Here is a 13,174-nt window from a genome sequence, read left to right on the forward strand (position 1 = left end):
GACGGATCGGTGACCGGCCCGTGCCCCGGTACGACGGTCTCCGCGCCCAGCCCCCCATTGCTCCCGCAATTCCGTTTTTGATTCCGTCTTAAATTCCGTTCCAAATTCGCGCGAAAATTCGCGCATAAAATTTAGCATTTATTTATCCCTAATTTTGACATAAAAAAGTCCCCGAATTCCATAATGGAATTCGGGGATTCTTTCGACGATCAATTATGCATTGTTCCGCTATCAATCTTGCTCGTTTCTTACGACAGATACGACGTCTAAAACGTCGTTGCAATCGTCAGAAGAAGAGCGATTACTGCCCCGAGTGATGTGTCTATTGCCTTTTGCAATAGACGCATCTTCCGAAGTGCAATCCGGGACAGAATGAGGATTCGTTCTGTCTTTGCAGGTGCATCACATAGCGACTCGTCTACCTCTTCACCGTTTTGCAACGTCGCCCAATGCACGAATGATTGTTTGTCTCCACCGTTTAGCCTAGGTCGAATGACACTGAGAGCTAAAGAGGCCGAAATTACGATGAGTAATCCGGTTACGACTTCAAGAATCGTTCCGAATGCACCGACGTTATCACCGCTACTCATTAGCGATGCTCCCGCAACCAATAGGCCATCAAATGTGAGGACAGATGCCGCTTTGCTATCTGCCTTAACGATTTGAGATTCGGTGTCGGCTATGGCATCTGCTAACCGCTCTTCGGTTGCCACTATTCACCGCTTTCAGAAGCTGCGATGTCACTTCGTACGTGAACACGAACGTACTTTCCATCTTCCGTTTCGTACGTGACGTTTGCACTTCCGTCGTCTAACACTTCTGTTTCGACGTATGTACAACCCGCTTTCGTCATTTTCTCGTCTAAGATTGCTTCGTTTGACTTTCGAGTCGGAATGTCATTCCGATTCGTCATCATCAATCCTCTCGATTACGTGAGTCGACGGACGTACGTCTACCGTTTCCGTGACTACTCCGTCTTTGATGTTTTGGCTATGTGCATAGTACGCTGCACTTATGATTTCGGATTCTTCTTCATTTCCGGTCGGTGCACCAACTACGTACACATACTGACTTTTGCTCGGAGGAAATCCGTTGAACGTTACTCGATAACGAATCATCGAGTTTCACCTAACTTTCGTGTGTCCTATTGCATTGCCATGCATTGAATAGCCATCCGCGAAAGTACAGACGTGCGTCAAGCCATGCCATGGCTTCCCAGTCGGTTACGTCGCTCATTCCAAAGTGTTCGTATGCTTTGGTTTGTACGTCGTGAAAGCAGACCGGACCGCTAGGCCATGGCATCCGACTTATTGCAATGTCCGCCGCTCGTGAGATTCGTTTTGCTCTCTCACTTAGTTTCTTCATCGATTCGAAAGGGCTTCCCGTGCCGCTCTTGAATCCTGAATAGTGCATTTTGACTCGCCCAAAATACGCACGAAGTTACTGCAAGCGAGAACATCGTATCGACGTATACCGGATACCTTCCGCCTTTAAAGAACAGAAGTAATCCGACTACTATTGCAGCCACAATCCACGGAAGGAATCGCCAATACCTCCCACAGAATATGCATGTACACTTCGGTACGATTCGGTATCCGTCCATGGTTCACCTTCCGCCGCTGCATGCTCCGAAAACTATGCCTAGCAAGATGAGAAATAGGAAACCGCGCCATCCGAGTATTCGAAGCAAATACAACCACATATTGACTCCTTACCAGCGTCGCATTTTCCGGATGAACCGTCGTATTTCGATCTCACGCTTTACCTGAGTTCTCGCATAAACTCCGACAATTATTGTCGTTGAAATACCAAAGGTTAGCCATACTCCTATGAGTCGACTTCCTATGAGGACTCCGCCTATAAGAAGTAGCAACCCTAGAGTTATGGCTAACCTTTGTGTTTCGTCGTGCATTCAACCCCCGTTGCGACCGACTATCTGTCTAGCTCACGCAACTGGAAAGTCACAGTCATATCGTACCTGTGATCTCCGCACGTAAACCATCCTATTCCGTCGTACTTTTCTACTTCTTCATGGAAGAAGTGAAATTCGATAGCTAGGGCATATTTAGCCGGTTTTCCGCACCGTTTTCCGTCGACCGGTTGCATACACGTTTGGTTGGCGTCTTCCTCTTTTTTCGGTGCCCTAGGCATGACTCCCCTATACTGTGTGCGGGAGCCCCTACCATGCTTGGAATGGTAGGGGCTTCCACATGTTGGGGTTAGCCTAGCCTAGTCGTCTACTCCGAGTGCGCTTCGTACTGCTTTTTGTGCCTTGATTACCTGTGCTTCCGTAGAATTTTCGTCTTCTTCCACGGTCGCGAGCCATTCCGTGATTTCGTGAGGAAGCATCCTGTCGAGATCCGGCGGAATTTCGAAGCTCTCGTCTTCCGTGTTCACTCTGCCTACCTTTCGGTCTTTCTCTCAGGTGACAATCATGTTTCCATGACCGTTGTTCATGTGATCCACGCACGGTCCGCAGTCTTCCCGTGGCTTAAGTGCCCGGTGTATCGATCGGTCGTACGCGTGTCGCCAACACTGGCGACATTCACCCTTCGGAGGATTCTCCGCTTTCGCACTTGCCATAGTGCCTTATCCTTTCTGATTCGTAGCTTCGTGCCTTTCGACTCGAATTCCGGCTTTCTCAGCCATGAGTGCACATCCGCTTGCCCCTCGTGATGCGTTTTTGATAAACGCAAGACAAACGTCTGCACCACTGTCGACCATCCGCTGATTCCGCCTAGGTCCGGCGGACCGACCGGAACGCCAGTCGGCAGGATGCCGCTCTACGACCCCACCCCATGACTCCCACAGCCTCTCAGCGAGGCTGTCAGCCCCTGTGGGGCACGCGCCGGACACCAGGACTGCCCTAGGGCTGTGAGCCTCCCAGACGGCCCGCAGAGCCGTTTCGAGACGCTTTCGGTCGACTGCTGATCCCTTCCCCCAATCACGTGATCCGGTGACCAATACGCGGAACGGTCGGGGGTTCTGTACCGGAGTCAATTCCGTCTCTACGTCCGCTTCGATTTCTTCGTCTTCGTGCAAACGTCCTTCCATGATGTCTTCCCATGTCTGCTTCGGGACGTACGGCGAAGAGACAGCTTCTTCGTCCAACTCATACGGGTCTGTCAGGAACAGGTTTCCCGTACGATCCGGCATGAAGTCGTCTCCAATTACGTAGTGTCCAACCCTCTTAGAAGGGTCAAACGAAATACGCTTCTTCGACGGAATCCACTCACCGATAACCGACAGAGGGTCCTTTCGCTGAAGACCTAGCTTCAGCGGAATGAATGCCCTAGGTCCTTCACCGGTTACATGGTTATACGGGTCGGTTTCTACGTACCATGCTCCGTCGTTCCATGCGTCGATGATTTTCCGTGCCGGAAGATCTCGCAATGCGAAACCGCGAGTCTTCGTGTGCTGCTTCCACTCTTTCTCACCTGTGGGATTCATGCTTTCGTCTAGTACCTTGTCGTACGACTCGTACGTATAGATACCCGACTGAAACAGATAGACGTTTCGGTACTGCTCTGCTTCCCACTCTCCGAGTTCAGAAGAGTTCTCTACTCCGTCAATCTTTGTGCGAGAAATAATGCCGTCTGTTGCAAACGACACAACGTCTGCACCTTCGCGCAATGCCATGTCAAGCACCATTGCACGACAACCCGACGTGATGAGCCCCGCCCAAATGTACGATTGAAACGGCGGTCGCTCTGCTGTCCATTCGCCGTTCCGTTGAACGAGTCGCCACCCGATCGATTGAGCCGTCTTTCCGTATAGGCTATTGATCAGAAGCTTAAGCACCTTCTGAGCACCGTTTCCGGCTTTCTTCAGTTGCTTTCGCTCTTCGTAGAGACTCGTCAACTTCGCGAACGGCTTGTGATCGCACTTCTGATCAAAGACGTAACCCTCATAGATCGGAATTGCGTCCGGCCCATAGTGCTTGATTGCTACGTCGACTTCGTCTTGCCAAACCCACCGTTGACCACCGTGGGGATAACAGACAGTACCTTCTGTCAGAAGCGAGATATTCCGATCGATTTCCGCCTTACTCGGAACACCATTCCGCTTGTTCTCTTCCCTCTGTTCCCGAGACAGTTCCTTCGGCACTCGGAACGGAAAAGGTGCCCACCTATGCTCTTGTGTCCGTGCACCTACCCGATAGATTCCAACCTTGCCAGGCTCGAACCGATCCACCTTCCGAAACTTCCCATGAACTAGACAGGGAAGGTTTCGCGTGATGTGAGGATACGCACTGTTAATGTCGTACGCCCACGCATCCCCCACGTACCCGACGTGAGAAATCTCGAATCGTCCGCCGTAATAACCGGCTAGTGCTACGTCTTCCGGCAGTTCGGCAAACGAAATGTACTTCTTGATTCCCTCTTGCGTAAACCACGTTGAAGCCAACGCGCCCGGACCGTCGAATGTATTAGGCTGCAACCCGACGTGATCCATGTGCGACAACAGGTCACGGCACAGAATCGACAGATACCGGCATTCGCTGTAGCAGTACGCCAAGATATCTTCCGTCGATTCGTTCTCGAACTGAGAACGTTTCGCCTTCATATCAGCGATCGTCCGAATGAACTCCGTATCAAAGAGTTCTTTTGCACCCCAAAGGGCATTGACAAACGACGACTGAAAGAACGTGAACACGTCCCACACTCGGACACTGCGACGGTACTTCGTACGGTCACCGACTCGCTTCGTACCGGCCGAAAGGTCCGTTACTTCGAACCACTTCTTCGGCCGATAGCGAATCTCGTACTTACCCCACTTGATTCCGCCGTTTCCCCCGGCATCCGAAATCTTCCGCAAAACGTCTTCCGGAACGTCGGACAGAATCTTAGTCACGTCATAGCCGAAAGCAAACGACACAACCAACGTCGAATTATACTGCTGACAATTCAGCAAGAATTCGAGAATGTCTACCGTCGGAAGACCGTGATTCGCCATCCTGGTTTCGTCACGCTCACGACGACTTCCGTCATGAATAAGAGCCTTCTCAAAGCCCCTATCATCCGCCGCACAAATTATCGTGTACGCGTGCACTCCATCGATGTCATTACCTTCGCCATCGACAGAAACAATCTGCTTGATATCCGACCGAAACCAGGGAAGCATTTAGTACCGACTCCAATCCTTACCGACTGCACGACCAACAAGAGCGTTCCACTCTTGAATAGCCGAACCCATTGACTTGTCTCCGCCCTTCATCGTCCGTCGTCCGGCTTGCTGCTGACGCTGCCTCTCCGCGTAAAGACGCAACATCACGCGGTCAATATCCCGTTGCCGAACATCCGGATTATTCCGCCGAATCTCCCGATGATCCTGCCGGTACCGATCCGACCGTTGAGCAGACTTAATTTCCTTCCGAGCCTGACGCAACATGTAATCAGTTCGGAAGAACGGATCGATTTCCTGTGCACCGATATTCATCGCTTCGGCACGCGTAACCAATCGTCCGTCTGCCAGACGAACCAGCGTACGCGTAAGCTTGTCCGCATACGTCGCACCTTCGGGCAAAGGCATTTCGCTTCATTCCTCCTTTCTATCAACCGCAGATGGCGCAATCTTCCGAAGAAGATTGCGCCATCTATTACGCGAAGTCGCCCACCTGAGAAAGCCAATCCGCATTGATTTGAACGACCGGCTTTCCTTGCGAATTCTTCGTCTTCTGACCGACGCTAGCGGCTTCTGCAAGACGCAAGAAATCTACCTTTGACGGTAGACCTTTCCCACGTCGCTTCAGCCCTTCTTCCATCCTCAGATAGAGACGATCGAATTCCGCCGTAGTGTACTCAAAACGGCGTACAAACTTTGGTGGCCTACGTCCGCCCTTATGCGCGATGAAAAGCCCTACCGGAGCCCCCTTCTTCAAGGGATAGACCGACATTTTCGACGGATACAAGTTTTCTGAATCCGCTTCGTCGTCGACTCCTTCTTGACCCGGATTTGCGTAGTACCCTAGGTGATGCCATTCGAGCGGCCCTAGGTCTTCGATTTCAGGATATGTGATCGTCCTGAGATCCGCCGTCTTATTCGGGACTGTATAAGTCCCTAGGTTGCTACTTGTCAGTTGCGTGTAATACTCGGCACGGAAGAGATTTAGTGGGTCATTCTCTTCTGCTTCCGTTTCGATGACTCCCCACGCTTCTTGAAGCTTTGCGGCTTCGTACAACCATCCGGCGACCATTTCGATGCTAGGCGCTTTGACTCCCACCTTCTTTGCGACTTTCAAGAGCGCAATATTTCCGGTGAGAAGTCGGCGGTAGTTATCACGTTCTCGTTCGAAGTCTGCAAACTCCCAACGGTCCGTGATTTCTCCCGCTTCTTTCCATGCCGAGTCGAAGAGTTCTGCGTCTCGCATAAGCTCTTGCACATAGTGACACTGTGCGTTGAATCGAAGTCCTTCTGATTCTTCCGACCAAAGACGTTGGAGAACGTCTAGGCTTGAGTGCGTTTTTGACTCGTGAGTCATGACAACCATTCGGTTGAATACCGACTCATATTCCGGTGTACGCGGGAAGTCTTCGAGCGTCAGAATCAGCGAGGCTTTCGGCTTCGTAAACTTCTGTAGCTTGGCTTCCTTTGTGTCCGGATCGAATCCGCCACCCTTGATTGCACCGCCACCGTTGATTTTGCTTACGAGTGTTTCGATGTTTCCCACAGCATCGCGAAGAAGTTTCGCGTTCATGGGCAACATGTGTTGAGGCGTAATCATGTCGTCAATTACGACGCTGAATCCGCCGAGATGTGAGGTAGCTTTCGCGATACCCCATGCGGTCGAACCGTTCTTCACCGACCGCGCGTTAATCGTTGGTTCGATCGTACTTCCGCCGCGTTCGGTCGGTGATTGGTTCGGTAGAACCAACTTGGCAAGTGTTGTCTTGCCTTGTTTCGTCGGCCCTACGATGGCCAATGCCACTTGTGCACTTCGGTGCACTCCATACATCGGTGCAAGCCCTGTTGTGCCAAGCAATCCGGCACCGATCCACGGATGTTTTGGTGTCACTCCGTAGAGCTTCAGAAGCTCTGCTAGCGACTCCTTTAGCCGTTCTTTCTTCGCCGGACAGTAGCCGAAGCTAGCGACGCGTGCATTGTCTTGCAATGCCACGGGAAGTTCAGCCTTGTAACGGGCTTCCCATCCGTCTTCTGCTAGGGCTCCATTCGTGCCCGGAGTGAGGAACACGTACCGCTCACCGTCCGACTTCGGATCGGGCTCGATTGCGCGGAACATTCCAAGCTCGTTGAAGACTTCTTCTTTCCTCAACGTTCCGTCTTGCAGACCAGCGCGAGCCTTAGCCCATACGACGTACTTTAGGCTTTGGTACTGACGAGAATGGATGAAGTGCTGTACTTCAAGCTTTCGCACCCATCGACCGCTTTTGTTTCCCATAGCCATCATGTCTTCGTCAGAGACAGTGCCTACGATCGGTTCGGGGCTAGCGTCTCCCAAGTCAATTCGGAGAGTGTAGTTCAAGTTACTTTCACTCGTCTTTGACTTCGTCCTGAATTCCGTCAGTTCGGCTGGCTGGTAAATCGCCTCAACTTGAACCGTGCCAGGGATCACGAGATTCCGCCGAAGCGACCGTTCCGGACCGGAGCGAGTGAGTGTGTAAGTCTTTACCCACTTCGTTCCGTCTTGCTTCAGTTCCTTCTCATCCGGAATCTCGTAAAGCTCAGTATTAGGAAACGGAATCCGTACACAGTCCGCCATCCAATCGCGTTGCGAAGGAATGCTATCCGTCGTCGTTTCCGTCACGTCATTAGTAGAGGTTCCGCCCCAACCATTGGGCGGGACGTATGATCCACTGCCGGTTGTTCCGTTGGGGTCGGACATTCGCTATACTCGCTCTCAGTTCCCGTTCTCGATTGGGACAGCAATTCCGAGGGTCTTTTGGCGAGATTCGGAATTGCGAAAATACGCGCGAGCCCCTAGACGTGATGGCCTAGGGGCTCGCTGCACGTTCGGGAGGAAACCGACGTGATCTCAGCCTAGCTCTGTGATCATGGTTTTTCGACCGCCCGGAGTTGATTACTCCCCGTTACGGCCAGCTGCCCCATTTCGTCACTCTGAGTCACTGCGATTTCAACTCGGACGTCGGCAGATCTCTAGTCGGAATTCTTGTCGTTCCTCGGCATCATGGGTCGGATAAACCCAATCATCACCGTGATGCAGATAGCGCAGATAGCAAGCGCGATAAGCATCCCGATAACCATTGCCGTAAGAGCGGTGAATCCCCAGACGACAGCCAAGATGAGAACTATCCACAAAACAATCTGTCCGGCGGACGCCTCTTGGACTGCCGAAAAGAACCCGTTGTTACCTCCTGAACTCATGTACGTGCCTTTCACTAATTCCTGTCGCCCGGATGCGTACAGGAATACGAAAGGCCACCCGAACGAATTCGGATGACCTAACGTACTTCTATACCACTTCCTATGCTGCGTTCGGCTTGAGATTTCGCTTTCCTGCCCTAGGCCGTTCGTAATGCCATGCTTTCAGACTTGCTTCTGTCCATGCCGGACGTTTGCCTATCCTCCTTTCACCCTTAATTGCATTTCGCTTTCGGGCACCAATAAATGCCTCTTGGGACATGCCCAGGAAGCTTGCCGCAGCGTCAATTCCCACGATTAGCCCTTTCGCTTCGTCTGGAATAGCTACTGTGCGACGTGACCCTAGGGTAGGCAAGTCTTCTGCAAGTTTTCCGCGTACGTCAAACCATTCTCGATTTTCGTACACTCGATATTCGGCATACTGTTTGTGCAATAGGGCTTCTGTCTCTTGTCCGCCCATAACCACTTTCACTACGTCGGGAAGAGCAAGAGATAAAGCATTTACCCGACGCACTAGATTCGTAGTGGTTCCGATCTTCACTCGATCGCCCATCCGAATGAAATACACAATTGGAGAATGATTAAGTCCAGACAAGAGACGTGCGAACTCCAACCCTTCCACTAACTCACCTTCTCAGATAGAGAGTTGAGAACGGCCGACCACTCGTAAGTGATCGGCCGTTCCCTCTAACTTTCCTTCTTCAGAATTACTTCTGTCGGAGGAAGTTCGCGCTTTCCAGCCCTAGGCCGCTTAGAGTGCCATTCCCGCAAGTCCACAACATTCCATGCGGGCCGACGGCCTTGTTTTGTTTCGCCCTCAATTGGGTTCCGCTTTCGGGCTGTCACAAACGCATCCTTCGGCATTCCGAGGAAGGTTGCTGCCTCTTCGAGACCCACTATCAGGGCAGGCTCACTGACCCTCTGCCCCGGAAGACCCGGGTCAGAAGACGTCTCCGGCCCTGGTACGGGCACATGAGGGTCAGTGGACTGGTACACACCCACAGGGGCCGACAGGGGCTCTGTGGGAGCCTCAACCGGGAAGGCCGGGACGGCTGTCCGTTCGGCCATCCATTCTCGCCTTAGAGCGTCCCCGGTAAAGGCCATCCGCTGTACTTGCTCTTGCGTGATATACGTCAACTGAATCGGCACCGGTTCGGCACCGTTACTCCAGAATCCCCGACCCTTCAAAACCGGGGTCGGCTGACGCTTTCCACCGAAGAGCATTCGCCAACTCATTGCGTCTTGCGGTCCGGCACCGATTTTCGCACCGTAGTTGAATCGTGCGTCCGTGCTTCGAAGTACATATGCGTTGGCTTGCTGTGCACCGACAGCCAAGAAGTGACGGGCAAAGCGACCCTGTTGCAAAATGTCGTCTTCAAAGTCGAACGTGGGGGGAATACCCTTCCCTCCCTTTCGCTTCCAGTGCGAACGCATCGCGCGGGTATACGCACCCTTTTCGTCAATCACTAGGAGACGCGTCGGGTACGTCAAGCGGTCGTCAATGTCGGCTCCCGCTTCAAGGTCTGCATAGACCCTGTCCATTGACTGCTTGTATTCCGTCACCACATATTCCCACGATTCGGGGTCTGTGTGAATCCGGACATTGGGCAGTCCGCGCAAATCGATTTTGCCTTTTCGGTGGTCTGCGAATCCGACTCGCTTCGGGTCGATTACGTCCACAATTCCGCCATGAAGCAGAACCCACGCAATAAGCATGGTAATTGTGACCGTCTTACCCGAGCCGGTTGCCCCCGCTACCAGAGTGTGAGGGGTTTCGGATTCCAATTCGATGAACGACCACGTCTTATCGTCCACCATGCCGATAGGAACGGCGAATTCTTTCGACTTCTTCGCCGTTTTAATCCAGTGATCGGGCAGAGCTACCAGTGAAGGAATCGGTTTCGTCGGGACGAACTTAAGGCGGAACTTCCGCGTATTAGACTGCATTACCCACTGACCAGGAAAACGCGACTCAACGAGCCTTTGAATCAGTGTTAGCAAATCCCCGGTTGCGTTCATGTCTTTCGGCAACCGTACGCCAACGCTTGCCCTACCTACCGGCCAGAGGACATCCGCCCATCCGGAATGCTCGCGCAGCCACGCTTGCATACCCATCGGAATTACGCGAATTGTTCGTACTGTCCTCTGCTTTCCTTTCCGTCGTTCTTCCTCCGACAAGGGTTCCGAACGACCGAAGGTTACCGTTCCCGACGTGAGGAACCACGCAACCAATGGCGGAATGCCAGTCCTAGCGGCTGCACGTGGAATCGTGACCCATCGGGAAGCCCTTTGGTCCATCGGCCACGTTGCATTCCGCATCCGGCACAACGTCACGTAGAACGGCATCACTACGTTTCGATGATGATCCGTCCACATACGAACGAGTACACAGACAATACCCGTCAGAATCGACGCGTAGACTGTGATCTGAGTTCCGTTGCCCCATCCGTGCATGGCAGCGTAGACCCAAATAACGATGAAAAGCAGTATTGCTTTGAACACTGCATTCCGACTTCGCTTACTCTCGATTTGCTCGTATGTCAGCGTGGTGTTCTCAGTAGACGCATTTGAGTTTCGCCGTAGACTGCGAGACAGATACGCAAGGCCGAATATCCCTATCCCCCTCTGTCGTTCATACTTACGCGGATTCCGCTTGAACAACAGAAGAGCAATAAGGATTACCGCACCCCACGTAAGATTGTTCATAGGTGTTCCCCTTCCTATGTACGCGGGTTAAGCCGAGTCGAAATGACTCCGGCGAGTGTTCCGCATTTCTCACTGCGAAACACCACCGCAACCATTCCCACTTATGAGAAATGGTTTCTCACCGATGTGAGAAACCATTTCTCATCCGTTCTTCTCATTGACGAGACGAAGCGATGGGGATTTCAGTGCAGCATTCCACCAACGATAAATCGTTCCCTGACTCGACTTAGAGCCGTGCGACTGCAACCATCGTACGACGTCCATTCCGTTGTCAGTTCCTACGTATCGCATGGCGAACCTAGCCGCTTCTTCCCCACTTCTCATCGCAGAGATGTTCTCGACATGCCGACATGCCGACGGGTCGACCTGAGAACCTGTCGACCCACAGAGAGCGCAAAGACCCTCTTGACCAGCACTTATCACCGGCTTATCGATCTTCTCACGGGAATTCTCGCCGTTCTCACCAGGGGCCGACGTGGTGTCCGGCTCGTTAGACGATTCGTCGTGTCCATCGTCTAACGAAGTCGCTTTTCCCGCATGAGAACCTATCTTCTCACCGTTTATCGCGACTTTCTCACCGGTGAGAAGTGGTTTCTCATCGACTTTCTCACTGGTGAGAAGACCTTTCAGAATTTCGGTTGTCTGAGAATCGGTGAGAAGTTGCATATCCGTCTTTTGACGTTTGCCTCTTCCTTGTTTCTCACTGACGTTACTTTCGTCAGGAGTAAGGAAGAACTCATACAGTCGAGTTTCCGGATTCTTACCGTGCGCTTCTAGCGCAAGCATGATACGAGGATCGATCCTATTTTTCAGGGAAGCTTCAAGCGTAATTGCAACCCTTGGATCGGTAATCCCGTACTCAAGCGCAAGCGTTCGAGCGCCCCAACGACGGAACGGAAACTTCATCCATTCCGCCAAAGGAAAGTGCGCTGTTCCTACGTTGAGTGTTCCGCTATCGATCCGTGCTGCACGACGGATTCGACGGAACATCCAATGCGAGATAAGCGCTACTAGAATGGAGAGACCAGCGTAATAGGCTCCGGCGAAATACCGGTTATCGCCAGTCGCACCCTTCCACCCTTGATACCCGTTAAATACAGCGGATACAACGGCGAAGAACTGTACGAGAAACCGCAATCCTGACGCGTTCTCATTGTCAATCATTGAGACGATAGCCATGCAGCCAAACATGATGACTGCACCGTCAAGGCTACCGGGAACGATGTGGACCATCCATCCGTCAAGTCCTAGAACTTCTTGACCGAAGTGGGTAAGTCCTTCCCATGACAGAGCGAAAATACTTCCAATCGCCCCGAGCATGAAAGCGTAAGCAACGACTGACGCACGTTTACCGATAACTTCAACGTTTATCGATGTTCTCGGTTTCGACTGCGCTTCATTGTCAGTCTTCTTCAGAGATACCGGATTACTCTTCTTCCTCCGGAGACTCATCGACGCTTATTCCTCCTTCCTTCTGTTCAAGTTCCCTTAGCACTTCTTCGGCTGCACGGCAGAACGCAATGTAGCGCTTTCGCGCTTCACCTCTAGGCGTACTCTTGCCTGATTCCCATGTAGAAATAGACGCGTCTGATACGCCGATTCGTTCTCCTAGCTCACGCTGAGATAGGCCGAATGCTTGACGCAACAGCTTACGTCGTTCTACTGGGGGCAATTCATACGAAGATTTGGGCTGCAAGCGCATCCGAAGAAAGTCCTTCATTTCTTCGTCAGACACGTAATTACCCTCTGCCTTCTGATGGGGAGAGGAGTGTGTGTTACACACTCCTCTCTTATCGACGCATTCATGTTCTCACTCAGTCTTAGCCTGAGTCTTAGAGGGCACCCTCTTTCGCGGAGTACGCGAACGAGGAATAGCCGTCTTCTCTTCCGTCGAAGTGACATCAGAAGGTGGCTTAGACTCCTGAGAATCTTCTTCAGAAGATCCGAACATTTCATCAGAAATGTTCTCTTCCTTCTTCGTTCCCCACTTGTTTTGCGGTCGCTTAACGTCCGCAATAGAGAACTGAAGATTTGGCCCTACAGCTACTGCCGTAAGGACTGCCTGATCTCGGGTGACTTCATCGTCTCCCTTCCAGCGATTAATCCGGAGAGAGCCGTAAGCCATGAT

General features: G+C 52.1%; 10 protein-coding genes. All 10 read right to left on the minus strand.

Annotation, left to right across the window (positions count from 1 at the left end; translation table 11 throughout):
- Window positions 1-266: 266 nt before the first annotated feature.
- On the minus strand, window positions 267-713 hold the full coding sequence (locus ACWD4G_RS45125; protein ID WP_451304490.1) for a Pycsar system effector family protein: 447 nt from the start codon (window positions 711-713) through the stop codon (window positions 267-269).
- Between the two features lie 1,516 nt (window positions 714-2,229).
- Window positions 2,230-2,397, minus strand: coding sequence for a hypothetical protein (locus ACWD4G_RS45130; RefSeq protein WP_451304492.1), 168 nt, complete (start codon window positions 2,395-2,397; stop codon window positions 2,230-2,232).
- A 192-nt stretch (window positions 2,398-2,589) separates the two neighbouring features.
- Window positions 2,590-5,124 (minus strand): DNA polymerase, encoded by a 2,535-nt coding sequence (locus ACWD4G_RS45135; RefSeq protein ID WP_451304494.1) that lies wholly within the window; start codon window positions 5,122-5,124, stop codon window positions 2,590-2,592.
- Window positions 5,125-5,532 carry a hypothetical protein gene (locus ACWD4G_RS45140; RefSeq protein ID WP_451304496.1) on the minus strand — a complete coding sequence of 136 codons (408 nt, stop codon included), beginning with the start codon at window positions 5,530-5,532 and terminating at the stop codon, window positions 5,125-5,127.
- A gap of 67 nt (window positions 5,533-5,599) precedes the next feature.
- The gene (locus ACWD4G_RS45145) at window positions 5,600-7,765 is read right to left on the minus strand and encodes a hypothetical protein (protein WP_451304498.1); all 2,166 of its coding nucleotides are present in this window, start codon (window positions 7,763-7,765) and stop codon (window positions 5,600-5,602) included.
- A 678-nt stretch (window positions 7,766-8,443) separates the two neighbouring features.
- Window positions 8,444-8,962: a GIY-YIG nuclease family protein gene (locus ACWD4G_RS45150; protein WP_451304500.1), complete on the minus strand. Its 519-nt coding sequence runs from the start codon at window positions 8,960-8,962 to the stop codon at window positions 8,444-8,446.
- 65 nt (window positions 8,963-9,027) lie between these two features.
- The gene (locus ACWD4G_RS45155) at window positions 9,028-10,455 is read right to left on the minus strand and encodes an FtsK/SpoIIIE domain-containing protein (RefSeq protein ID WP_451304502.1); all 1,428 of its coding nucleotides are present in this window, start codon (window positions 10,453-10,455) and stop codon (window positions 9,028-9,030) included.
- 732 nt (window positions 10,456-11,187) lie between these two features.
- Window positions 11,188-12,498: a hypothetical protein gene (locus tag ACWD4G_RS45160; protein ID WP_451304504.1), complete on the minus strand. Its 1,311-nt coding sequence runs from the start codon at window positions 12,496-12,498 to the stop codon at window positions 11,188-11,190.
- Complete coding sequence (locus ACWD4G_RS45165) at window positions 12,473-12,766, minus strand: helix-turn-helix domain-containing protein (protein ID WP_451304508.1); 294 nt, start codon at window positions 12,764-12,766, stop codon at window positions 12,473-12,475. Before ACWD4G_RS45165 ends, ACWD4G_RS45160 begins: the two co-directional genes overlap by 26 nt.
- Window positions 12,767-12,856: 90 nt before the next feature.
- Window positions 12,857-13,174 (minus strand): hypothetical protein (locus ACWD4G_RS45170; protein ID WP_451304506.1); only part of this gene is annotated, 318 nt, incomplete at its 5' end.

The sequence above is a fragment of the Streptomyces sp. NPDC002643 genome, assembly GCF_053592555.1.

Bases quoted from the DNA above. Each gene is read 5' to 3' on its own strand.
- ACWD4G_RS45135 (WP_451304494.1), bottom strand. From the start codon at position 5,124: ATGCTTCCCTGGTTTCGGTCGGATATCAAGCAGATTGTTTCTGTCGAT.
- ACWD4G_RS45160 (WP_451304504.1), bottom strand. From the start codon at position 12,498: ATGAGTCTCCGGAGGAAGAAGAGTAATCCGGTATCTCTGAAGAAGACT.
- ACWD4G_RS45155 (WP_451304502.1), bottom strand. From the start codon at position 10,455: ATGGGTATGCAAGCGTGGCTGCGCGAGCATTCCGGATGGGCGGATGTC.
- ACWD4G_RS45140 (WP_451304496.1), bottom strand. From the start codon at position 5,532: ATGCCTTTGCCCGAAGGTGCGACGTATGCGGACAAGCTTACGCGTACG.
- ACWD4G_RS45165 (WP_451304508.1), bottom strand. From the start codon at position 12,766: ATGAAGGACTTTCTTCGGATGCGCTTGCAGCCCAAATCTTCGTATGAA.